Annotated in this window: 24 protein-coding genes and 1 pseudogene; 10 read left to right on the top strand and 15 right to left on the bottom strand. The window is 61.5% G+C overall.

Annotated features, from left to right (window positions below; all coding sequences use genetic code 11):
- Positions 1 to 220 precede the first annotated feature (220 nt).
- Positions 221 to 733, top strand: a pseudogene (locus tag JET17_RS13895) (helix-turn-helix domain-containing protein); the annotation flags it as partial.
- 69 nt (positions 734 to 802) lie between these two features.
- On the opposite strand, the gene JET17_RS13890 reads toward JET17_RS13895, so the two are convergent.
- Positions 803 to 1,564: an SDR family NAD(P)-dependent oxidoreductase gene (locus JET17_RS13890; protein ID WP_012314585.1), complete on the bottom strand. Its 762-nt coding sequence runs from the start codon at positions 1,562 to 1,564 to the stop codon at positions 803 to 805.
- A gap of 388 nt (positions 1,565 to 1,952) precedes the next feature.
- Between JET17_RS13890 and JET17_RS27290 the strand changes: the two genes are divergently transcribed.
- The 5 genes from JET17_RS27290 to JET17_RS13870 all read left to right on the top strand — a co-directional run bounded on the left by JET17_RS27290 (position 1,953) and on the right by JET17_RS13870 (position 4,060).
- On the top strand, positions 1,953 to 2,255 hold the full coding sequence (locus tag JET17_RS27290; RefSeq protein WP_012314584.1) for a hypothetical protein: 303 nt from the start codon (positions 1,953 to 1,955) through the stop codon (positions 2,253 to 2,255).
- Between the two features lie 148 nt (positions 2,256 to 2,403).
- Entirely contained in the window at positions 2,404 to 2,649 is a 246-nt protein-coding gene (locus JET17_RS13885) for a hypothetical protein (protein ID WP_039601658.1), read from the top strand.
- A gap of 107 nt (positions 2,650 to 2,756) precedes the next feature.
- Positions 2,757 to 3,053, top strand: a complete 297-nt coding sequence (locus JET17_RS13880; protein ID WP_012314583.1) for a hypothetical protein — start codon at positions 2,757 to 2,759, stop codon at positions 3,051 to 3,053.
- Positions 3,054 to 3,253: 200 nt separating this feature from the next.
- A complete protein-coding gene (locus tag JET17_RS13875) occupies positions 3,254 to 3,622 on the top strand; it encodes a hypothetical protein (protein WP_150105128.1) in 369 nt (122 codons plus the stop codon).
- Positions 3,623 to 3,730: 108 nt separating this feature from the next.
- The gene (locus tag JET17_RS13870; RefSeq protein ID WP_420094501.1) at positions 3,731 to 4,060 is read left to right on the top strand and encodes a hypothetical protein; all 330 of its coding nucleotides are present in this window, start codon (positions 3,731 to 3,733) and stop codon (positions 4,058 to 4,060) included.
- Positions 4,061 to 4,093: 33 nt separating this feature from the next.
- Here the strand turns inward: JET17_RS13870 and JET17_RS13865 are convergent, their stop codons facing one another.
- Positions 4,094 to 4,291, bottom strand: a complete 198-nt coding sequence (locus JET17_RS13865; protein WP_012314580.1) for a hypothetical protein — start codon at positions 4,289 to 4,291, stop codon at positions 4,094 to 4,096.
- 197 nt (positions 4,292 to 4,488) lie between these two features.
- Between JET17_RS13865 and JET17_RS13860 the strand changes: the two genes are divergently transcribed.
- Both JET17_RS13860 and JET17_RS13855 read left to right on the top strand, forming a co-directional pair.
- Positions 4,489 to 5,277: an LPS biosynthesis protein gene (locus JET17_RS13860; RefSeq protein WP_012314579.1), complete on the top strand. Its 789-nt coding sequence runs from the start codon at positions 4,489 to 4,491 to the stop codon at positions 5,275 to 5,277.
- Between the two features lie 85 nt (positions 5,278 to 5,362).
- The gene (locus JET17_RS13855; protein ID WP_012314578.1) at positions 5,363 to 5,863 is read left to right on the top strand and encodes a methylated-DNA--[protein]-cysteine S-methyltransferase; all 501 of its coding nucleotides are present in this window, start codon (positions 5,363 to 5,365) and stop codon (positions 5,861 to 5,863) included.
- A 41-nt stretch (positions 5,864 to 5,904) separates the two neighbouring features.
- Here the strand turns inward: JET17_RS13855 and JET17_RS13850 are convergent, their stop codons facing one another.
- Positions 5,905 to 6,147: a hypothetical protein gene (locus JET17_RS13850; RefSeq protein WP_012314577.1), complete on the bottom strand. Its 243-nt coding sequence runs from the start codon at positions 6,145 to 6,147 to the stop codon at positions 5,905 to 5,907.
- Positions 6,144 to 6,887: a carbon-nitrogen hydrolase family protein gene (locus JET17_RS13845; RefSeq protein ID WP_012314576.1), complete on the bottom strand. Its 744-nt coding sequence runs from the start codon at positions 6,885 to 6,887 to the stop codon at positions 6,144 to 6,146. The genes JET17_RS13850 and JET17_RS13845 overlap by 4 nt, the downstream gene beginning before the upstream one ends.
- 241 nt (positions 6,888 to 7,128) lie before the next feature.
- Between JET17_RS13845 and JET17_RS13840 the strand changes: the two genes are divergently transcribed.
- On the top strand, positions 7,129 to 7,821 hold the full coding sequence (locus tag JET17_RS13840) for a metallophosphoesterase (protein WP_012314575.1): 693 nt from the start codon (positions 7,129 to 7,131) through the stop codon (positions 7,819 to 7,821).
- Here the strand turns inward: JET17_RS13840 and JET17_RS13835 are convergent.
- A complete protein-coding gene (locus tag JET17_RS13835) occupies positions 7,802 to 8,416 on the bottom strand; it encodes a LysE family translocator (RefSeq protein ID WP_012314574.1) in 615 nt (204 codons plus the stop codon). The genes JET17_RS13840 and JET17_RS13835 overlap by 20 nt on opposite strands.
- Positions 8,417 to 8,503: 87 nt before the next feature.
- Positions 8,504 to 9,325, bottom strand: coding sequence for an AraC family transcriptional regulator (locus JET17_RS13830; protein ID WP_012314573.1), 822 nt, complete (start codon positions 9,323 to 9,325; stop codon positions 8,504 to 8,506).
- Positions 9,326 to 9,456: 131 nt separating this feature from the next.
- Here JET17_RS13830 and JET17_RS13825 point away from each other — a divergent pair, with 131 nt between their 5' ends.
- The gene (locus JET17_RS13825; RefSeq protein WP_012314572.1) at positions 9,457 to 10,080 is read left to right on the top strand and encodes a LysE family translocator; all 624 of its coding nucleotides are present in this window, start codon (positions 9,457 to 9,459) and stop codon (positions 10,078 to 10,080) included.
- A 9-nt stretch (positions 10,081 to 10,089) separates the two neighbouring features.
- Here the strand turns inward: JET17_RS13825 and JET17_RS13820 are convergent, their stop codons facing one another.
- The 9 genes from JET17_RS13820 to JET17_RS13780 form a co-directional block, all read right to left on the bottom strand.
- The gene (locus JET17_RS13820; RefSeq protein ID WP_012314571.1) at positions 10,090 to 10,365 is read right to left on the bottom strand and encodes a peptidylprolyl isomerase; all 276 of its coding nucleotides are present in this window, start codon (positions 10,363 to 10,365) and stop codon (positions 10,090 to 10,092) included.
- A 36-nt stretch (positions 10,366 to 10,401) separates the two neighbouring features.
- Positions 10,402 to 12,363 carry an acetoacetate--CoA ligase gene (locus tag JET17_RS13815; protein WP_012314570.1) on the bottom strand — a complete coding sequence of 654 codons (1,962 nt, stop codon included), beginning with the start codon at positions 12,361 to 12,363 and terminating at the stop codon, positions 10,402 to 10,404.
- A gap of 71 nt (positions 12,364 to 12,434) precedes the next feature.
- Positions 12,435 to 12,914, bottom strand: coding sequence for a serine protease inhibitor ecotin (gene eco / locus JET17_RS13810; protein WP_012314569.1), 480 nt, complete (start codon positions 12,912 to 12,914; stop codon positions 12,435 to 12,437).
- A gap of 55 nt (positions 12,915 to 12,969) precedes the next feature.
- A complete protein-coding gene (hbdH, locus tag JET17_RS13805) occupies positions 12,970 to 13,740 on the bottom strand; it encodes a 3-hydroxybutyrate dehydrogenase (RefSeq protein ID WP_012314568.1) in 771 nt (256 codons plus the stop codon).
- A gap of 10 nt (positions 13,741 to 13,750) precedes the next feature.
- A complete protein-coding gene (locus JET17_RS13800) occupies positions 13,751 to 15,142 on the bottom strand; it encodes a GntP family permease (protein ID WP_012314567.1) in 1,392 nt (463 codons plus the stop codon).
- A gap of 222 nt (positions 15,143 to 15,364) precedes the next feature.
- On the bottom strand, positions 15,365 to 16,747 hold the full coding sequence (locus JET17_RS13795) for a sigma-54 interaction domain-containing protein (protein WP_012314566.1): 1,383 nt from the start codon (positions 16,745 to 16,747) through the stop codon (positions 15,365 to 15,367).
- A gap of 36 nt (positions 16,748 to 16,783) precedes the next feature.
- Positions 16,784 to 17,800 (bottom strand): ABC transporter permease, encoded by a 1,017-nt coding sequence (locus JET17_RS13790; RefSeq protein WP_012314565.1) that lies wholly within the window; start codon positions 17,798 to 17,800, stop codon positions 16,784 to 16,786.
- On the bottom strand, positions 17,800 to 18,858 hold the full coding sequence (locus JET17_RS13785) for a microcin C ABC transporter permease YejB (protein WP_012314564.1): 1,059 nt from the start codon (positions 18,856 to 18,858) through the stop codon (positions 17,800 to 17,802). Before JET17_RS13785 ends, JET17_RS13790 begins: the two co-directional genes overlap by 1 nt.
- Positions 18,855 to 20,780, bottom strand: a complete 1,926-nt coding sequence (locus tag JET17_RS13780; RefSeq protein ID WP_080516483.1) for an extracellular solute-binding protein — start codon at positions 20,778 to 20,780, stop codon at positions 18,855 to 18,857. The genes JET17_RS13785 and JET17_RS13780 overlap by 4 nt, the downstream gene beginning before the upstream one ends.

Below are 20,780 nucleotides of genomic sequence, written 5' to 3'. Positions count from 1 at the left end.
GTTTTGTATCACGCTGGGATGATTCTATAACCCGAGTGTTGAATAGCAGGCCGGAATGGAGACATTCCGGCTTTTTTCGACCATTACCTTCATGACCGACGCCAGAGCGGGTTCCCTCACGTGCCCCGTACGGGTACGTTGAGGACCTTCACGGGCCCAAGCCTTTAGGCTTGAAATTCGAAGCCCACCCTGTCACACCAATCCCCTGAAATGGCTCATTGTAGAAGCGGTTCGCCTACGGGAAGTTTCGGGCGGACGTGACGATGGATTGTCTGTTCTACTTGAACAAGTTCGGCTGGAGCTGACGGGGCAAAGGGCTAGCCCTCTTTATCTTCAAGGGCTGGCCCAGTGCATCGCCATTCACCTTGCCCGCTGCTACCTGGACAGCACGGCGGACGATATCGTGCGCCGCAACGCGTTGCCCGCTTACAAATTACGCCGCGTACTGTCGGCAATGGAGGCCAATCTGGCTGAGGAATTCCACCTCGGGCAATTGGCCGAAATAGCTGGGATGAGTGAGTATCACTTCAGCCGGCTGTTCAAAAAGGCCGCTGGTTACTCGCCATCACAGTTCTTTATCAGGTTGAGGATGGCAAGAGCCCGGCAGCTCCTTGTCGAAACGGAGCGGAGTGTGATTGATGTAGGGTTGGAAGTAGGGTATAGCAGCCCAAGCCATTTTTCTCAGGTGTTCAAACGTGAGGTTGGTGTTACGCCCACTCAATACCGTAAATAGTTGAATGGGTTGATAGCAGGAGCGCGCGTTGTGCTGGCAATGCAGCACAACGCGTTTGACGGCGGAGCATCAACCTACCGGGACGCTCATACCGCCATCGGCCATGACGACCGAACCGACAATGAAACTGGCGCGCTCGGAGGCCAGGAAAGACACGATCTCAGCGATCTCTTGCGGTGCTGCCGCCCGACCGATAGGCGCGGATTTGCCGTGCTCCTGCAAAAAGCCGCGACCGTCTTCCATGAAGTGATTCAAAAGGTTGGTGACCACATCCCCCACGCCAATAGCGTTCACCCGAATACCATGTTCGATCGCTTCCAGCGCCTGGGTGCGCGTCAACTGCGCCAACGCGCCCTTGGACGCGGTATAGGCCGCGATACCGGGGAAGGCGAAGTAGGACGCATAGGAAGCAATGTTCACGATCGCGCCGCTCTTGTTCTTCATCATCTCCTTCATTGCTTCTCGGGAGTGGAGGAACGCACCCGTCACGTTGGTTTGCATCTGCCATTCCCAATCTTCGCGGGTCATCTCGACCAGGGGCTTGTACAGGATGCGACCGGCGTTATTGACCAGGACGTCCAGCTTGCCGAACTTCTCGACCGCCAGGGCCACTGCCTGCTCGGCAGAGCCGTCCACAGTGATGTCAGCGACGAAGGGAACCAGGCCAGGACGCTCAAGCACGTTGACCGCAGGGTCGATGTCCTCGGCGATGACTTTCGCACCGCGAGCGTGAAGGAGCTCGGCGATCGCCTTACCGATGCCGCTGGCCGCGCCGGTCACCAGCACTACTTTGCCTGCCACTTCGTTGGGGGTTGGGGTGAAGTCAGTCATTTCATGTCTCCAAGTCAGGAATTGGTTGTCGCTTTCGACGGTGCCAATTTCTCTCTTTTCAACGTACAACTCCTTGGCGACCTTGCTCTGCCTATCGGAGTTTTGCTTCTTTCGTTTCTCCTTCCACCGGGGGCAGATGTGTATTGAGGCCTCTCGTCTGTTGGGCCTTTTGGGGGCTGAATCCGCGAGCACCGGCCGGGGTCAGCACAATGCGATCATTGAGCTGGCGTGCCCAGCCTAAAGTTGTACAAATCCTTGATTTTGTAACGGTTATTTAACCGGCGGTCCGATTCAGCCCACAGGTTTGTGTATACCGGTTGTGCGGTTGCACCGCTTCGCTATGGTGGTATTTGGCCATTCCAAAAAGACTTCAGTCGGAGGTAGCGGCATGCGAATTCGCGGAGAAACTTATTGGCAGTGGGCGGACCCTACCCTGCATCACCGGGAGCACGATGAGGCCCTTTGTAACGGCACGGTTATCGATGTTCAGGTGAGGCTGTCGCGAACAGGCGCTACGCAGATGTTCATCGGCGTCTATGCGGCCGCTGGTACCACGCTTCATGAGGAGGCTTTCGACTCAAGACCAGGTGAGTCGATGACCAGAGCGCTGGCTTGGGGCGTGGGGCGTGCACGCCGAATTGCCACCGAGGGTCTGGCTGCAACGGGTAGGCCCGCAACCTGCTTGAAATAGTAAGGATAGCGCGGGAGTACAGATGTACTCTATGTGCTGGTCCGGCTTCACTGGGGCAGGTAACCTGACGAGGAAACGGAACGCACGCGTGAACGCACCAGTCGTATTTGCAGCAGAGGTGCAATCAGGGCGCCCGTTGGAGAAACAGATGAACCTTCAGTCCACCAATCATGACCTTTATGTGCATTCGTACCTTGGTTACCAGGCATCCATTTACGTTCTGTGGGAGTCGTGCACTGACTCACCGACCGGAATGCTGGTGGAAGTCGGGCGGCCCGGCAGCGTCTCGAGAACGCTGCGAGTGAGTCGAGCCTTCTCGTCCTCTACGGAGGCCATCCTCGAAGGCAAGGTGATGGCTGAGCAGTATGTGCAGAGCCAGGCGGGCAGAGCATGATGCTCACCGCTCGATGTGAAAGCATTTATGGCCGGCAATGGTCCGGTTCCAGGACCTTCGTCTATCGCTGTATATAAGTAAGGTTGTAACCGGATCAGGAGGTTTGAATGAAGCGGCTAGTGCTGGGCGTTGTTCTGATTTCTGTTGCAGGGATGGCCAACGCAGGCATCCCACTGGTGAATGCCACATGCCCGGGCGGAATCGAAGTGCACGCGGATGAGGGCGGCCCTGTCTACATAAATGCCAAGGAGGCAAAACTGAAGAAATTCAGTGACGCGTACTACGAAGCCAAGGGCGATGGAGTTACCGTTTCCATCATGGTCAACCCGGATGAGTCTGTGGGGGTTTCGTACACGGGCAAGGGGCGTGCAAATGGCGTTTGTGAGGTGACCGAGCAAGATTGAGCGGTGCCAATGGCAAAGCGGCACGGCGTGTTCCCGTCAGCTGCAAATAGGGTAGGGCGCTGCCACATTCCCTATAGCGAAGAAGCATATTACTCAGTCATGACTGAGGGTTAATATGGGGCTGGTCAAAAAAAAGAAAAAGGGCGTTGCTCGTTAGCTATTTTCAAAGGGTTGTTGAAGGGGGCGCCGGAGTGTGTCGCGTGAAGAACTCTAGATCGCTCGCAAGCGCAATACTGATGTCAGCGTTGGCTGCAACTTTTATAACGGGATGTGCGCAGAACCCCGATGTTCGGGATGGGCATGATCATACCTCTGGTATCACCGAGAAGAGCCCGCCGGATTATCTAGGGTGCGTCAAGGAAGAGATGCATGGGCGTGCAACTATTTATGAGGTGGGTAGTGGTGATTCGGTGCGTCTGTTCGTTGACAGCACTGACCCCAACACAGCCAATGGCCTTGTAGAGTTGCGCAGCTACGGCACGCGTCAGCAGTTCATGGCCTATCAGCGCGATGCCTGGTATGACCACGGGAGGCTGCTCGATGCAGCCCTCATGTGTTCGAAGGCCTAGCCAGCCCGCCGCAAACCTGAGAACAAAAGCCCGCGCCCCAGATGCGCGGGCTTTTTGTCATGCAAAACCATGGTTAAAATGCATCCTGTCCACTTGAGTCAAATGCAAATGCCTAAGTTTCGCATCTTTTTCTGCTACGCACTGGTCGTCAGCCTGGTCGGTTGTGCAAACCCAGGAAAGCCAACGGCCAGCAAGCTGACCCGCAAATCGCCGGAAGTCTATGCCGCTTGTGTATTGCCCAAGTGGCAAGCGCTAGCGCCACTCACGACGCAAAAATCCATCTCCCACGGCTACCGCCTGATCGCACCCAGCGCAGTGACTTCCGACGAAGTCCTCGAAGTGGTGGAGTCCGGCGAGGGCAGCCGGGCGACTTTCTACAAAGGCAGTTTCCTCTCGGGCAACAAGCTGCGGTTGGCCGCCAGGGAGTGTCTGGATTGAGGCGATGCCTGGCCCCTGGCACTCCGATGGCTTCTAGGCTTTCAGGTTCATCTGACGGCATTGCACCTGCGCATCCTCTTTGCTGGAGTAACTGGGCTTGAGACGCTCCTTTGCTTGATTGTCGTAGATGTCGTAGCCGCCGCAGACGGTAGCTGCGTAGTAGCGACCAGCGATGCGGAAGGATTCCCTTTCGATAGGCACTGCGGGAACGATAACGAATCTTGGTTGCATTGTTCGTGCCTCCCCAGGCAGAGAATTAAGTATTAGTACCGCCAGGGGTAACCGGCAAGGCGACTCATGAATAAATGAGAATCCCTGCGTGGAATGAACGGCAAGACATTGGTCAGGTGGTGTAGAGGCTTTGTGAAATGGTCGTCCGGTGTCCGAGGGGTATTGTGTTTTAGGTACTCCAAAACGATGATGGCGCAATGAATATATCTCCGTCACAGCTCGATGCCGAGCCCGGCGCGTTCTCAAGGTTCGAGGCGTGCCGAAACACCCAGAAAGGGCCGGTGGTGATTCTTGCTTCGGGCGCTTCTGCCAAACAGTTCCCCTTGCTTGAATTTTCACATCTCCCTGTGATTGCCATGAACGGTTCGGTTTCCCTCACCGCTGCGTGTGCTGTGAAGCCGTTCTTTTACATCTGCACCGATAAAAGCTTTCGCATACAGCAGCCAGAGTTGTTTGCCTTGGCCTTGCGCGATAGCCAGCGCTTGGCACTGTGGCCAGAGCAGTTCGTGGGCGCTGATATCCCGCTCGGCACCGAGTGTTATCCGCTGCATAAAGCCGACAACCCCGGCATGCTCGACGGGTTGCGGGGGCACGGGGCAACCCATGTCTGCAGCAGGGCGTGGTGGAGCAAGCGGGCGCGGTCGATCGCCTTCAGCAAAGACCTCTCAAGCGGCTACTTCGATGCCCGGACAGTGGTTTATGTCGCCCTGCAACTGGCTTACCACCTGGGGTTCGAGCAGGTGTTGCTGGTGGGTGTTGACCTCGACCAGTCATTGGGGCGCTTTTACGAGAACGGTAAGGGGCAGCATTCCCCCTGTGGGCTCGACCAGCACTGGGAGAGCCGCATACTGCCGTCGCTGACGCTGATGGCCGAGCAGGTTGTCAGCGAGCGATTCCGGGTTTACAACCTGTCCGAGGTTTCTCGCATACCTGCGGCGTTGATCCCCAAAATCGACCTGGCCCAAGCGCGGCGCATCGCGAGCTGAGTGATTGCCTGAGCAAGAAAGCGGATGCGCGGTGCCGGGGCCGACGCTACAGTGCCCGGACCTAGCCCTGCAGCGAGAAACAAGCATGTCCAGCGCCTTCACCCTGATGCAGTCCCCGGTCGGCACCTTGACCCTGGTGGCCCGCGGCGAGCGCCTGGCCGCCGTGCTGTGGGAAGAGGAGCGGGAAAACCGCGTTCGCCTGGGTGAGGTGCATCGGGATGATCAGCAGCCAATACTGCGCGAAGCCGCTCGCCAGTTGGAAGAGTACTTTGCCGGCAAGCGCCAACGGTTCGAGTTGGCACTGGATTTTGTCGGCACCGCGTTTCAGCGCCAGGTGTGGGCGGCGTTGCTCACCATTCCGTTCGGCCAGACCCGAAGCTACAGCGATATCGCCCGGCAGATCGGTAACCCGAGCGCCGTGCGCGCTGTCGGTGCGGCCAACGGCCGTAATCCGATCTCGATCATTGCCCCGTGTCACCGGGTGATTGGCGCATCCGGGAGCCTGACCGGGTTTGCCGGGGGACTAACGGCCAAGCAGTATCTCTTGGCGCTGGAGGGGCAACATAGCCAGGCTTTGGACCTTTAGCCAGGGATGGTCCGCGAAAGGTCGCGACTGAACCTCACAACTCAACTGGCCCAATACACCACCAGGCACGCCACCACTGCCAGCGTCGAACCCGCCATCAGCGTGTACTGCCGATGTGCCCGGCGGGCCTGTGGCCTTACCTCGCGCAGGTACTGCCATGGCGGTGGCGCATCCGGGCGATGGCGCAACCCCTCGGCCAGCTCATTCAGCTGGCTGTTGATCAACAGTCCCACCCAATGATAAGTGCTGGCAAAACTGGCCACTATCAAAAGCAGATACTTCATGCAGACGGCATGCTCAGCGGTACGCCGACGGCGCTGGAGTTCTTGGTATCCAGCAAGATGATGCCCTCCTGTGGGCCATCCAGCGCCGCCAGCAGGTTGCCCTGGCTGTCCCAGGCCGCCGAGCCACCGGCACCCACGAAGTTGTCAGCCGGGCCCACACAGTTGGCCATCAATACCGGGATACCCAAAGTGCGAGCGACTTGCGGGTAGTGCTCATTGCCTTCCCGGATGCCCTTCGCCGTCTTCGCCACGCTCACCAGGTACAGCTCTGCGCCACTGTCGCGGGCTTGTGCTGCATGCGCGGTGAACATCGACTCGTAACAGATGGCGGGCGCGATCTGCAGTTGCCCTGCGGCGAAAACCAAGGGCTGGTCACCGGCTGAGAAAAACGCCAGCTCGTCTTCGTGCAGCCGTTGTTTGGCGTAGGCCAGTCGCGGCTGCCCGGGACGCAGGATCGGCATTGCGATCTGAATGCCATCTGCGGTAGGCAGTGGCAAGCCCACGGCTACGCAGATTTCCAGGCGGTCGCAGATTTGCTGTAAAGGATCAAGCCGGGCAGAGGTGAGCGGCAAGGCGACCTGTCGTGCCAGCGTTGGCTCGTAACCTGTCAGCGATAGCTCGGGGAACACCACCAGTTCGGCGCCCAGGTCTGCGGCCTGCTCTATGCAGCGCAGGTGGCGGTCGAGATTGACTTGTAGTTCGCCTTTGACTGATGCCAGCTGTACGGCACAGAGTTTCATGGGTAATTCCCTTCCCTGGTACAGGTCGAATGGCCGAGCATACTACCCTCATGATCACCTGTTCCAGTGAAGGGTATTGCAGGAGGCCGCAGGCGGGGCGAAACATTGGCGAAACCGGTTCGAACTGCGCAGGTGCTGTGCCTTGTGCCATGCTGTTGGTTGATAGGGCCATGAGCACGTCATGCACGAGAGCGGTACCCATCATCCGCTCCCCAACGTGCGGCAACAGAGGAACAATGCAATGAGCCGGTTTCGGCGGGTAGCCGCCAACAGCCACGGGCGTGACCTGGCTGTTGGCGATATTCACGGGCATTTTCGGCGCCTGGAGCAGTGCCTGGAGGCGGTGGGGTTCGACCCAGCGGTGGATCGGCTGTTCAGTGTGGGTGACCTGGTCGACCGCGGCCCGCACAGTATCGAGGCGCTGACATGGCTGACCAAGCCCTGGTTTTACGCCGTGCAGGGCAACCATGAGTCGTTGGCCATCACCTGCCTGTACGGTGGGCGGCTGGATCTGGACATGTATCGGGCAGCGGGCGGCGGTTGGTTTCTCGATCTGCCAAAAGATGAGCAGGCGGTTTTCGTCGAACACTTCCTGCAGCTGCCGATAGCTATGGAAGTGCAGACAGAGACCGGGTTGATTGGCGTGCTGCATGCCGACAGCCCCTTTGCAGATTGGGCCGAGCTGCGCGCCAGTCTGCTGGAGGATGATGACCCAGGTGTGCGTGAAATCTGCCAATGGTCGCGCCGGCGGCTCAAAGAAGGGGATACCGGTGCCGTCGAAGGCGTGCGTGCCCTGCTGGTGGGCCATACACCGGTGCTCCAGGCCAAACGGTTGGGTAACGTCTGGCACCTGGACACCGGTGGTTGGGCAAGTGGCCATTTCAGCCTGATCGACTTGGCCAGCCTGGTGCTGCTCAACCCTGAAGCAGGTTGAAAAGCAATGCACCTGCCAGTGCAATCAGCATCATTCCCGAAGCCCGCTCCAGCCAAGGCAGTGCATGAGAAAAGCGCCGTAGCAGGCGCTTGTTGCCGATGGCCGATGCCACAAGCAAATCCCACAGCAGAACGATGGTGAACATCCAGGCGCCATAGGCCCACTTCCAGGCAGCACCGCTGTTGGCGACCATGCTGGCGAGGCTGGCGTAGAACAGTGCGTTCTTGGGGTTGAGAGCGCCAGATACGAAGCCCATGCCCAGCCCTCGCCACCAACCGCTCACTGCCCTTAGGGTACCCACTGCAGCCAGGCCGGACTGCCCGGCATGGCGCAGGAACAGCGCGCCTATATAAAGCAGATAAACCGCGCCGGCCAACTGCAAGGCGATGAACACCGGACTGCCTTCTTGCAGTACCGCCAGGCCCGCGAAGGCCAGGCTGATGAACAGGCCATTGGCCAGAGCGATGCCCAGGCAGGTGCCACTGGCGACGCGCCAACCGGCGCTGATCGAGGTACGAGCGACCAGGAAGAAGTCCGGGCCCGGGGAAAGCAGGGCCAGGAAGTGGGCGAGGGCGACGATCAGAAACTGCTCCATGGGGCGGGCTATCTCGAGTGATAAAGCCGCAGTGTGGAGGCGGGGCAGGAGCAGGTATTGAAGATTATTGCGGGTTGCTTAGGGCCTCTAATCGAGACGCAGCCGATATTGCCCCGGCGTCACGCCCACATGTGCCTTGAATACCCGCTGAAAATGGCTCTGATCGGCAAACCCCAGTCGATAGGCCACCTCGGCCAGCGCCAGCCCGTCGCGCAGCAGCCGCCGGCCACGGTTGACGCGGGCGTTGATCAGGTAGGCATGGGGCGTCAGCCCGGTAGCCGCGCGGAACGCACGGATCAACTGATAGCGGCCAAGCCCTGCTTGCCGGGCCAGCACTTCAAGACTCAATCGGGCCGGATCTCCAGCTTCGATACGCGCTATCAGGCCACGCAGAACCGGGTTGCCTAGCGCCGGCGCAGGCGCAGCCGTCAACGGTGGATGCTCGGTAAAATCATGATCACCCAGGAAGGTGATAAGCGCAGCTTCCTTTTCGCCGGGGCTCGCGCCAGAGAACAGCAATTCATTCAACCTGCAGAATTCTCGATACAACCCAGGCAGGCGGCTGATACGCGCCGGCGCCCCTGGCTCGGCTGCAATGAGCCCCGACTCCAGGCGCAGCTGCGCAAGCCACTGGGCCTCGACATGCAGCATCTGGTAGCTCCATGCCTGGCCGGGTTCGGGGTTGCAGGCATGCACCCGCTGCGCCGGCACCAACACCAGCGTGCCTGGGGTCAGCCGCTGCTGCCCATCACCCGCGCCAGTGAAGAGGCTGCACCCCGCATCCACCGCGCCGATGGAGAATGTCGGGTGGCTATGAGCCTTGTAGCAGGCTCGGCTGTGGCAGGCCCGGCGGCTTTCCACCCAGGGTAGGGCCGGATCGCGCCAGAGTGAGGAGCGGGTAGGGTGCATGCTGGAGTCCTCGTTCAGGCTGGAAGCTTAACAGCGCCGAACGCGCTGCCGTACAGTTTTTCCCTGTGGCTGTACCTTGACCCGGTACCGCTCAAGCATCGACATTGGCGGCAGATTTCCAGGAGAACGAAATGGACCTGTCGAGCCTGTTGTTATTCATCCCCGCCTGCTTCGCCTTGAACATGGCACCGGGGCCGAACAACCTGTTGTCGTTGCACAATGCCAGCCGCTATGGCTTGCGTACCGCATGCGTGGCAGGTGGCGGGCGCATTCTCGCCTTCAGCGGCATGATTGCCCTGGCAGCGATGGGCCTGGCGGTGGTGCTGCACACCAGTGAGTACCTGTTCCTGATGATCAAGGTGGTGGGGGCGGCCTACCTGTTCTACATCGCCTGGCAGCTGTGGCGCGCTCCGGTGGGCGAGGCGCTGGTGGCGAGCGAGCAGCCGCGTGGCAGTTGGCGCCTGGCGCGCCAGGAGTTCTGGGTTGCCGCAGGCAACCCGAAAGCGATCCTGATTTTTACCGCCTTCCTGCCACAGTTCGTCTCGGTGGGCAGCCCCACCCCGGTCAGTGAGCAGTTCCTCTGGCTGGGGGTACTGTTCCTGCTTCTGGAGTGGGCGGCGATTGCCATCTATGCCGGCCTTGGCGCCTACCTGCAGCGCTGGTTCAGCCAGCCAGGGCCGCGCCGGCTGTTCAACCGGGTCAGCGCCTGCCTGCTCGGTTGCGCTGGCCTCGGGTTGCTGGCCGCACGCCGTTAACGGCGCTTTTCAGTCGCGGTAGAACGTCTGCACCAAGTGGTAGCCGAACTTGCTCTTTATCGGCCCGTGCACCACACGCAGGGGTTTCTTGAAAATCACCTGGTCGATCGCCCCCACCAGCTGCCCCGGGCGCACTTCGCCCAGGTCGCCGCCGCGCTTGCCTGAAGGGCAGGTGGACAACTTCTTGGCCAGCACGTCGAAGGCCTCGCCATTGGCGATGCGCTGCTTGAGCTTTTCGGCTTCGTCAGCGGTCTTGACCAGGATGTGGCGGGCTTGAGCTTTCATGGGACACCTGTGCTTCGGGGTGAAAAAAGGGCGCCATTATGCCTGAACGTGCAGCTCCGTGCGGTCACGAAAAAACTCGAGTGCCTCGGGGTTGGCCAGCGCGTCGGTATTTTTCACGGGCAACCCGTGTACCACATTGCGCACCGCCAGCTCCACCAGCTTGCCGCTGATGGTACGTGGAATATCGCTGACCTGCAGGATCACCGCCGGTACATGGCGCGGCGTGGTGTACTGGCGAATCACCTGGCGAATGCGCTGTTGCAAGGGCTCATCGAGCACCAGGCCATCACGCAGACGCACGAACAGCACGACACGCACATCGCCTTTCCATTGCTGGCCGATGGCGACACTTTCCAGCACCTGCTCGACCTTTTCTACCTGCCGATAGATTTCCGCTGTGCCAATGCGCACGCCACCGGGGTTGAGCACGGCATCGGAACGCCCATGAATCACCATGCCGCCTGTGGCGAGCTGCTCGGCGTAGTCGCCCTGCGCCCAGACACCGGGAAACTGGCTGAAGTAGGCCTCGCGGTAGCGGCTGCCATCGTTGTCGTTCCAGAACCCCAGGGGCATCGACGGGAAGTGGCGGGTGCACACCAGCTCGCCTTTTTCGCCGGTCACCGGCTGGCCATGCTCATTCCATACTTGCACCGCCATGCCCAGGCCCTTGCAGGCAATTTCGCCACGGCGTACCGGCAGCGTCGGGTTGCCCAGCACGAAGCAGGAAACGATATCGGTACCACCGGACATGGACGCCAGGCACAGGTCGGCTTTTATCTTGGCGTAAACGTAGTCGTAACTGTGCGGCGACAGGGGGGAGCCGGTGGAGAGGATCAGGCGCAGGCTGTCCAGCCGATGACTGCGTGCCGGCTCCAGGCCTTCCTGTTCAAGCGCGGCCAGGTACTTGGCGCTGGTGCCGAAGGCCTGGATGCCTTCGGCGTCGATCAGGTCGAGCAGCCGCTCGGGGCCAGGGTGGAAGGGGGAGCCGTCGTACAATACCAGTGTGGCTCCCACTGCCAGGCCGCTGGCCAGCCAGTTCCACATCATCCAGCCGCAGGTGGTGTAGTAGAACAGCACGTCATCGGCCTTGAGGTCATTGTGCAGGCCGTGCTCCTTGAGATGTTGCAGCAGCACACCGCCGGCGCTGTGGACGATGCATTTGGGCACGCCCGTGGTGCCGCTGGAATAGAGTATGTACAGCGGGTGATCGAACGGTAGCGGGGTGAAGGTTGGTTCACCCCCAGCCTGGTAGAAGTCGCCCCACAGGCTGACCTTTGCCTGGGTACTGAATTCGTCGGCCTGGGTGTGCGGCCGCGTGTAGGGCACCACGATCAGTTGCTGTAGCCCGGGTAACTGCGTGCAGACCTGGTTGATCTTGTCGACCTGGTCGATCTGCTTGCCGGCGTACTGGTAACCGGCACAGACGATCAGCAGCTTGGGCTCGATCTGGCCGAAGCGATCGATGATGCCGTGCAGGCCAAACTCCGGCGATGACGTCGACCAGACGGCGCCGAGGCTGGTGCAGGCGAGCATGGCCACGAGGGTTTCCCAGGTGTTGGGCATCACTGCGCCAATGCGGTCACCCGGCTCGATACCAGCATTTTTGAAGGCCTTCTGCAGCCCGGCTACCTCAGCGGCCAGTTGCGCGTGGCTCAGTGACCTGCGCTGGCCGTCCTCGCGCATGGCCGTCACAGCGGGGTGATCGTCACGGCGGCGTAGCAGGTGTTCGGCGAAATTGAGGGTGGCCTTGGCGAACCACCGAGCATCGGGCATTTGTGCACCTTCGCTCAGTACCTGGCTGGGCGGGGTATGCCACAGCACTTGGAAATAGTCGGCAATGGATTGCCAAAAAGCGGCGCGCTGCTCGACGCTCCAACCGTGCAGGGCTGCGTAATCGTTGAGCTGAAGGTTGTAGCGCAGGTTGATCCAGCGGCGAAAGGCATCCATTCGGCTGGCCTCGATTTGCGCCGCAGCAGGACACCAAAGCACATCATTCATGCCATACCTCCCATTGCCATGACGCGCTTGATCGCCAGCTTGCCGGCGATCAAGCACCGCTACGCCTGAATTTACTCCACCTTGGCCTTTTGCACGTCCTGCGATGCCGACCAGACGCGGTAACGCACTTGCACGCCATCGGGCACATACACCACGACCGGCAATTTGCTGTTGTAGCGCAGCAGGAAGCCTTCACCGACCACTGGCACGAACGCCTCGGTCTTTTTGCCATCCGGGCAGGCCATCAGGGTACTGGCCGGCCCGCCGACCTTGTCCAGGCGGTAATAGTTGTAACCCCAGCCTTCGAGGGTGTGTTCCTCCAGGCTGCCGGCCAGGCGCTGGCGGTTACAGTCCACCTGCAGCGTCTTGCCAGCCAGAATTTCAAGTTTGTAGGCTTGCTCGTCGGCTTGCGCGGGCAGGTGGATGACCTGCCGGGTAAAGCCTTTTTCGGCCTCGGGGTAAGGCGCAACGTCCTTCAGGCTGGCGGCCATCGCCGGGGCAGTGGCCGCCATAGTCAGGGCCAGGATCGTGGACAGGGGGGTTGGGCGCATAGGGCCTCCTTGCAGTTGAACAATGGCAAGACCCGCACCAGGCCCAGGCTGCCCATCACTGGGCCAGCCAGCCACCATCGACATTCCAGGCGGCGCCGCGGACCTGGCTTGCGGCCTCGCTGCACAGGAATAGTACCAGCTCGCCCAGGTGTTCAGGGGTGACGAAGGCCAATGAAGGTTGCTTCTCGGCCAGCAAGTCCGCTTGCGCCTGCTGGGGGGCGACACCCTTGGCGGCGCGTTCGTCGATCTGCTTTTGCACCAGCGGGGTCAGCACCCAGCCCGGGCAGATGGCATTGCAGGTGACATTGCCAGTCGCCGTTTCCAGCCCCACCACCTTGGTCAGGCCGACCACGCCGTGCTTGGCCGCCACATAGGCGGCTTTGCCGGTGGAGCCGACCAACCCGTGCACCGAGGCGATATTGACGATGCGCCCCCAGTTGCGCTTACGCATACCGGGCAGGGCCAGGCGCGTGCCATGGAACACCGCCGACAGGTTCAAGGCAATTATCTTGTCCCAGCTTTCCACCGGAAACTGCTCGACCGGCGCCACATGCTGGATGCCCGCATTGTTGACCAGGATGTCGACACCGCCGAAGGTCTGCTCGGCAAAAGCGAACAATGCTTCTATCTGGGCCACATCGCCAAGGTCGGCCGGATGGTGCGCAACCTTCACCCCATGCTGCGTAACCTCGGCCAGCGCCGGTGCCGGGTCGCCGAAACCGTTGAGCAGGATGTTGGCGCCTGCGCGGGCCAGCACCTGGGCGATGCCCAGGCCGATGCCGCTGGTGGAACCGGTGATGAGTGCAGTCTTGCCTTTGAGGGTCATGCAAAGCTCCTTAGACGATGCCGGTGGCGTAGAACGTGGCGATGACCACGAAGACGGCCAGGGTCTTGATCAGGGTAATACCGAAAATGTCTTTGTAGGCCTCGCGGTGGGTCAAGCCGGTGACGGCCAGCAAGGTGATCACCGCACCGTTGTGCGGCAGGGTGTCCATGCCGCCGCTGGCCATGGCGGCCACCCGGTGCAGCACCTCGAGCGGGATGTTGGCGGCGTTTGCCGCAGCGATGAAGCTGTCGCCCATGGCCGCCAGGGCAATGCTCATGCCGCCTGAGGCGGAGCCGGTGATGCCGGCCAGTAAGGTCACGGTGATAGCTTCATTGACCAGCGGGTTGGGGATGCCGCGCAGGGCATCGGCCAATACCAGAAAGCCCGGCAGCGAAGCGATCACCGCACCAAAGCCGTATTCTGAAGCGGTGTTCATGGCGGCCAGCAAAGCGCCACCGACAGCGCTCTTGGTGCCTTCGGCCAGGCGCTCACGGATGGCGCCGAAGGCGCACACCAGCACCATCAGGATGCCGACCAGCAGCGCGGCCTGCACTGCCCAGATCGCCGTGAGCTTGGCCACGTCGCTGTTCACCGGCGCACTCATGCCCGGCAGTTGCAGGGTATGGCTGGCCCCATACCACTGCGGGATCCAGTGGGTGAACAGCAGGTTCATCACCCCCACCAGCACCAGCGGCGAAAGCGCGAGCCATGGGTTGGGCAAGGTCAGGTCGGCGGCAGTTTCCGGTTCGTTGCGCAGGTTGCTGCCATAGCCCTCGCCGGCGCGCTGGGCCTTATTACGCTGGCGTTGCAGGTAAAGCATGCCGCTGCAGAACACGAACACCGTGCCAATCAGTCCCAACCAGGGCGCGGCCCAGGCGGTGGTGTTGAAGAAGGTGCTGGGGATGATGTTCTGGATCTGCGGGGTGCCGGGCAGGGCGTCCATGGTGAACGAGAAGGCGCCCAAGGCGATGGTTGCCGGGATCAGGCGCTTGGGAATATCACTTTGGCGGAACATTTCGGCGGCGAACGGGTACACCGCGAACACCACCACAAACAGCGATACCCCACCATAAGTGAGCAAAGCGCAAACGAGCACGATCACCAGCATGGCCTGGCGGGTGCCGAGCAGGCGGATGGCCGCGGCGACGATCGAGCGCGAGAAACCGGACAGTTCGATGAGCTTGCCGAACACCGCGCCAAGCAGGAACACCGGAAAGTACAGCTTGATGAAGCCGACCATCTTTTCCATGAACACCCCGGTAAAGGCGGGCGCCACGGCGGCGGGGTCGGTCAGCAGCACCGCGCCGAGGGCGGCGATTGGTGCGAAGAGGATCACGCTGTAACCGCGGTAGGCGGCCAGCATCAGCAGGGCCAAAGCGGCGAGGGCGATGAGCACGGTCATCGGGTAGATCTCCTGGGTAGGTCTTTTTGTTATCGGTGACCGGGAGATAGCGGGAATCGTGCCAACAGTTAACTTATTGATTGTTAACGCATTTTCTTGGAATGGAGTTTGCTGTGTCTCTTATTTGAGATTGGCTGCGGCAGCTACGCCCCTGCAACCGCCATGCAAGGCAGAGCACCCGCAGTAGTCTCTATTGTGAAACACCAGTCTCCAATAAGAGACTCATACCCCCAATGCCACTTTCTTCTTGTAGAACGTCGAACGCCCCAAACCCAATGCTTTAGCTGCTTCCACCACATTGCCGGCGTGTGCGGCCAATGTGTCGGCAATGAGCTTGCGCTCGAATTGCGCACAGGCATCGCGGTAGCTTTGCCGCACGGTAGTGGTGGCAAGCGGCGCCACCGGCCCTAGTGCCTCGCGCAAGTCCAAGGCGGTAAGGCGCGGCTGGTCCGCCAGCAGGGTTGCCCGTTCCAGCACGTTGCGCAGCTCACGGATGTTCCCGGGCCAGGCATGGCGTGCCAGCAATTGCAGCGCATCGGGCTCCAGCTCGAACTGGCTGCCCAGTTCGGCCAGGATCGCCTCGCATAACGCGGGCAGGTCTTCGAGGCGCTCGCGCAGCGGCGGAGCCTGGATTGGCAGCACATTCAGGCGGTAATACAGATCGGCGCGAAACGCCCCGCGGGCCATGGCCGCCTGCAAATCGATTGAAGTGGCCGCGATGATGCGCACGTCGCTGCGCAGCATCTGGTTCGAGCCCACCGGTTCGTATTCCTTCTCCTGCAGTACACGCAGCAGCTTGCTTTGCAGGGCCAAGGGCATGTCGCCGATTTCGTCGAGGAACAAGGTGCCGCCTTCGGCCAACTGCAACTTGCCGCTGCGCCCTTTGCGGTCAGCGCCGGTAAAGGCGCCTGGGGCCGTGCCGAAAAACTCGGCCTCCAGCAGCGCTTCGGGAATCGCTGCACTGTTGATGCTGACAAAGGCTTTGTGCGCACGTGCCGAGGCTGCGTGAATGGCATGGGCCAGCAGCTCCTTGCCAGTACCGGTTTCGCCGAGCAACAACACTGGCGATTCGCTGGCCGCGCCGCGCCTGGCACGGCGTTTGGCCTCAAGGCTCGCCGCGCTGCTGCCGACGAACTGGGCAAAACTGTATTTGGCCTGGCGCGCGCGCAGTTGCGAGCGTGTCGTGGCCAGCTCCTGCTGCATGCTCGAATAGCGCTTGAGCAGTGGCGACAGGCTGCGCAATTCGTCGAACAGGGCAAAGCCGATGGCACCGATCAGCGCGCCCTGCGCATCGTGGATCGGCAGGCGCATGACCACCAGTGGCTCGTTGGGGGTGTCGAGCATGTCCAGCAGGATCGGCCGGCCGTTACTCACCACCTCGCGCATCAGGCTGCCCGGGATCACCGTTTCGCATGGCTGGCCTATGGCACTGGCGGCATCGGCCAGGCCAAACCGACGGGCGTAGCGTTCGTTCATCCACACGATTCGCGCCTCGCGGTCGACGATCACGGTGCCCTCGCTGGACTGCTCGATGATTTCGAACAGCGAGCGGATCGCCAGTTGCCGTACCTGAGGATAGTCCTTGAGGGTATTGCTTTCTTGCATGGGCAGTTCCCTGAAACCTGTGATGGCAGTACCAGCCTAAACTCTCGGGTCGAAAGCCTCGCGCAAGGCATCCCCGATAAACACGAGCAATGACAGTACCACCGCCAGCGCAAAGAACGCTGTGAAGCCCAGCCAAGGGGCCTCCAGGTGTTGCTTGCCCTGGGTGACCAGCTCACCCAGCGAAGCACTCCCGGCCGGCATGCCAAAGCCCAGAAAGTCCAGCGCGGTCAGTGTGGTGATGGCCCCGGTGAGCATGAACGGCACGTAGGTCAGCGTGGCGTTCATCGCATTGGGCAGGATGTGCCGCAGCATCACCTGGCTGTCAGGCAGGCCCAGAGCGCGGGCGGCCTTCACGTACTCCAGGTTGCGCCCACGCAGGAACTCGGCCCGCACCACATCCACCAGGGTCAACCACGAGAACAGCGCCATGATCCCCAGCAGCCACCAGAAGTCCGGCTCGACGAAACCGCTGAGGATGATCAGCAGGTACAGCACCGGCAACCCCGACCACACCTCCAGCACGCGTTGCCCAAGCAGGTCCACCCAACCACCGTGGTAGCCCTGCAAGGCCCCGGCGATCACGCCGATCAGCACGCTGACCACCGTCAGGGCGAAGGCGAACAGCAGCGATACCCGTGTGCCGTACAACACCCGTGCGAGCACGTCGCGGCCCTGGTCGTCGGTACCCAGCCAGTTGCTGCTGCTCGGTGGGCTTGGGGTGGGTACCTGCAGGTCGTAGTTGGGTGTGTCGGCACTGAACGGAATCGGTGCGAACAGCATCCAGCCGCCCTGGTCCTCGATCAGCTGGCGTACATACGCGCTACGGTAGTCCGGCTGAAACGGCAGTTGGCCGCCGAACTGCTGCTCGCTGTAGCGTTTTAGCGCAGGCATGTACAGCTCGCCCTTGTAGCCAAGCAGCAAGGGTTTGTCGTTGGCCACGAGCTCTGCGCCGAGGCTGAGCAGCAGCAGGCCAGCAAACAGCCACAACGACACCCAGCCACGGCGGTTACGGCGAAAGCGTTGCAGGCGGCGACGCGAAACCGGCGAGAGCATCAGTGCGTCCTCGCGTCGAAGTCGATGCGCGGATCGAGCAAGGTATACGACAAGTCGCCGATCAGGCGTATCAGCAGGCCGGCCAGGGTGAAGATGAACAGCGTGCCGAACACTACCGGGTAGTCACGCGACACCGCTGCCTCGTAGCTCATTCGCCCAAGGCCATCGAGCGAGAAAATCACCTCGATCAGCAGGGATCCTGCGAAGAACACCGTGATAAGCGCCTGCGGCAATCCAGCCAGCACCACCAGCATGGCATTGCGCAGCACGTGGCCATACAACACCCGGCGCTCGCTCAGGCCCTTGGCCCGTGCCGTGACCACGTACTGACGGGAGATTTCGTCGAGGAAGGCGTTCTTGGTCAGCAATGTCAGCGTGGCGAAGCCGCCGACCACCAGTGCACCCACCGGCAGCACCAGGTGCCAGAAGTAGTCGGCGACCTTGCCCAGCAGGCTGAGCTGGTCGAAGTTTTCCGAGACCAGGCCGCGTACCGGGAACCAGTTCAGCGAGGTGCCACCGGCGAACAGCACGATCAACAGCAAGGCGAACAGGAAAGAGGGCAGGGCGTAACCGATCACGATCAGCGCACTGCTCCAGGCATCGAAGCGGCTGCCGTGGCGCACCGCCTTGCGGATGCCCAGCGGGATCGACACCAGGTAGGTGATCAACGTGGCCCAGAACCCCAGTGAAAGGGTCACCGGCAGCTTGTCCAGAATCAGATCGGTGACCTTGGCGCCGCGGAAGAAGCTCTGGCCGAAATCCAGCCGTGCATACTGGCCGAGCATCAGCCACAGGCGCTCAGGGGCCGACTTGTCGAAGCCGTACTGGCGCTTGATCTCCTCGATCAGTTTCGGGTCCAGGCCCCGGGTGGCGCGGGATTCGCCATGAACCACGTCGGCCCGGGCGCCCGGTGCCCCGCCGCCGATGCCCTGCAGCCTGGCCACAGCCTGCTCCACAGGGCCGCCGGGGGCAGCCTGGACGATGGCGAAGTTGACCAGCAGGATCGCCAGCAGCGTGGGGATGATCAGCAGCAGGCGGCGCAGGATATAGGAGGTCATGGCGCAGCCTTCTGGCGCTCGGCCATCTGCGCGCTGGTCAGGGCGTTCGGGCTGATTTCCCACCAGCTGTCCAGCCCTTCGTCATAAGCAGGCTGGACCTTGGGCAGGCCGAAGCGGTTCCACCACACGGTCGAACTGCCGGGCGGGTAGTAGTTGGGGATCCAGTAGTAGTTCCATTGCAGCACACGGTCCAGCGCATGGGCGTAGCGCCGCATGTCAGCCTGGGTGTCGGCGCGCACCAGCCCGTCGATCAGGCTGTCCACCGCTGGGTCCTTGAGCACCATCAGGTTGTTCGAGCCTGGGTCGTTGGCTGCTGCAGACCCGAAGTAGTTGTAGAGTTCGGCACCCGGTGAGAGGGTGGTCGGGTAGCCGGTGACGATCATGTCGTAGTCGCGGGCCATCAGACGATTGACGTACTGGGCCGAGTCGACATTGCGGATGTTCAGGGTAACGCCGATCTGTGCCAGGTTACGCTTCCACGGCAGCAGCAGACGCTCAAGGCCGGCCTGGCCGTTGAGGAAGGTGAATGCCAGCGGCTGGCCCTCGGCGTTGACCAGGTGATCACCCTCAGGGTGCCAACCCGCCTGCTGCAGCAGGGCCAGGGCCTGCAGTTGCTGCGTGCGGATAATCCCCGAGCCATCGGTTAAGGGGGCCGTGAACACCTGGCTGAAGACTTCGCCTGGTACCTTGCCGCGCAGCGGCTCAAGCAGTTTCAGTTCACCGGCATCCGGCAATTCGCGCGCAGCCAGCGGGGTGTTGGAAAAAATACTTTGCTGGCGGATGTACAGGTTGCGCATCATCTGCCGGTTGCTCCACTCGAAGTCCCATAGCATGGCCAGCGCCTGGCGCACGCGGCGGTCCTTGAACTGCGGCCGGTCGAGGTTGAACACGAACCCCTGGGCGGTCTGTGGCTTGGCCGGGCCCAGGTGGGCGCGCTGCAGGCGGCCGTCATCCAGTTGTGCACCGTTGTAACCGAGGGTGAAGGCCGTGGCCGAGAACTCACGGTTGTAGTCGTAGCCACCGCCTTTGAGTACCTGGCGCGCCACCTCGGTATCGCCAAAGTACTCGACGCGAATGCGCTCGAAGTTGAAACGGCCGCGGCTGACGGGCAAGTCCTTGGCCCACCAGTGCCGGTCACGCTCGAAGGTGACGCTGCGGCCATTGTCGATCCGCCCGATGCGGTATGGGCCGCTGCCGACCGGTGTGTCGAAGCCGGCGCCGTTAGCGAAGTCGCGGCTTTTCCAGTCGTGTTCGGGCAGGACCGGCAAACTGGCAAGGTCCAGGGGCAGTGTACGGCCGTGGGGTTGCTTGAAATCGAAGCGCACACGGTGCGGGCCTTCGACCGTGACACCCGCCACATCGGCGAACTGGGTCCGGTATTTGAGGCTGCCCTCGCTCATCAGCTTGTCGTAACTGAAGCGCACATCCTCGGCACGCACAGGTTTGCCGTCGGCAAAGGTTGCCCTGGGGTCGATATCGAAACGCAGCCAGGCGTCCTGCGGTCCGCGCTCCATGCGTCGGGCGATCAGGCCATAGACCGTATAGGGCTCATCGAATGAACGCACTGCCAAGGGAGCGTACAGCCAGCCATCGACCTCGCTGACGCCGATACCTTTGTCGATGTACGGCAGAATGTGGTCGAACTGACCGATTTCGGTGGCCGAGCGGCGCAGGGTACCGCCCTTGGGGGCATCGGGGTTGACGTAGTCGAAGTGGCGGAAGGTTTGGGCGTAGCGCGGGGCTTCACCGTAGACGGTGAGGGCGTGGGTCGGTTCGGCCAGGGCGGTAAAACCCATGGATGCCAGCACGATCCCCAGAAACATCTGTGGGAGCGGGCTTGGCCGCGAAGAGGCCCGGCCAGGCAACGGCGTTGCCTGCACGGGCGCATTCGCGGGCGAAGCTGCTCCCACAGAGGTGGTCAT

The organism is Pseudomonas putida (genome assembly GCF_016406145.1).
GTDB lineage: Bacteria > Pseudomonadota > Gammaproteobacteria > Pseudomonadales > Pseudomonadaceae > Aquipseudomonas > Aquipseudomonas putida_E.
The sequence above is the reverse complement of the archived record's forward strand: the minus strand, read 5'-3'. Positions and strand labels throughout refer to the sequence as shown.

Coding starts and splice junctions, on each gene's coding strand:
- JET17_RS13890 (WP_012314585.1), bottom strand. CDS start 1,564: ATGACTGACTTCACCCCAACCCCCAACGAAGTGGCAGGCAAAGTAGTG.
- JET17_RS27290 (WP_012314584.1), top strand. CDS start 1,953: ATGCGAATTCGCGGAGAAACTTATTGGCAGTGGGCGGACCCTACCCTG.
- JET17_RS13885 (WP_039601658.1), top strand. CDS start 2,404: ATGAACCTTCAGTCCACCAATCATGACCTTTATGTGCATTCGTACCTT.
- JET17_RS13880 (WP_012314583.1), top strand. CDS start 2,757: ATGAAGCGGCTAGTGCTGGGCGTTGTTCTGATTTCTGTTGCAGGGATG.
- JET17_RS13870 (WP_420094501.1), top strand. CDS start 3,731: ATGCCTAAGTTTCGCATCTTTTTCTGCTACGCACTGGTCGTCAGCCTG.
- JET17_RS13865 (WP_012314580.1), bottom strand. CDS start 4,291: ATGCAACCAAGATTCGTTATCGTTCCCGCAGTGCCTATCGAAAGGGAA.
- JET17_RS13860 (WP_012314579.1), top strand. CDS start 4,489: ATGAATATATCTCCGTCACAGCTCGATGCCGAGCCCGGCGCGTTCTCA.
- JET17_RS13855 (WP_012314578.1), top strand. CDS start 5,363: ATGTCCAGCGCCTTCACCCTGATGCAGTCCCCGGTCGGCACCTTGACC.
- JET17_RS13850 (WP_012314577.1), bottom strand. CDS start 6,147: ATGAAGTATCTGCTTTTGATAGTGGCCAGTTTTGCCAGCACTTATCAT.
- JET17_RS13845 (WP_012314576.1), bottom strand. CDS start 6,887: ATGAAACTCTGTGCCGTACAGCTGGCATCAGTCAAAGGCGAACTACAA.
- JET17_RS13840 (WP_012314575.1), top strand. CDS start 7,129: ATGAGCCGGTTTCGGCGGGTAGCCGCCAACAGCCACGGGCGTGACCTG.
- JET17_RS13835 (WP_012314574.1), bottom strand. CDS start 8,416: ATGGAGCAGTTTCTGATCGTCGCCCTCGCCCACTTCCTGGCCCTGCTT.
- JET17_RS13830 (WP_012314573.1), bottom strand. CDS start 9,325: ATGCACCCTACCCGCTCCTCACTCTGGCGCGATCCGGCCCTACCCTGG.
- JET17_RS13825 (WP_012314572.1), top strand. CDS start 9,457: ATGGACCTGTCGAGCCTGTTGTTATTCATCCCCGCCTGCTTCGCCTTG.
- JET17_RS13820 (WP_012314571.1), bottom strand. CDS start 10,365: ATGAAAGCTCAAGCCCGCCACATCCTGGTCAAGACCGCTGACGAAGCC.
- JET17_RS13815 (WP_012314570.1), bottom strand. CDS start 12,363: ATGAATGATGTGCTTTGGTGTCCTGCTGCGGCGCAAATCGAGGCCAGC.
- eco (WP_012314569.1), bottom strand. CDS start 12,914: ATGCGCCCAACCCCCCTGTCCACGATCCTGGCCCTGACTATGGCGGCC.
- hbdH (WP_012314568.1), bottom strand. CDS start 13,740: ATGACCCTCAAAGGCAAGACTGCACTCATCACCGGTTCCACCAGCGGC.
- JET17_RS13800 (WP_012314567.1), bottom strand. CDS start 15,142: ATGACCGTGCTCATCGCCCTCGCCGCTTTGGCCCTGCTGATGCTGGCC.
- JET17_RS13795 (WP_012314566.1), bottom strand. CDS start 16,747: ATGCAAGAAAGCAATACCCTCAAGGACTATCCTCAGGTACGGCAACTG.
- JET17_RS13790 (WP_012314565.1), bottom strand. CDS start 17,800: ATGCTCTCGCCGGTTTCGCGTCGCCGCCTGCAACGCTTTCGCCGTAAC.
- JET17_RS13785 (WP_012314564.1), bottom strand. CDS start 18,858: ATGACCTCCTATATCCTGCGCCGCCTGCTGCTGATCATCCCCACGCTG.
- JET17_RS13780 (WP_080516483.1), bottom strand. CDS start 20,780: ATGACCACCTCTGTGGGAGCAGCTTCGCCCGCGAATGCGCCCGTGCAG.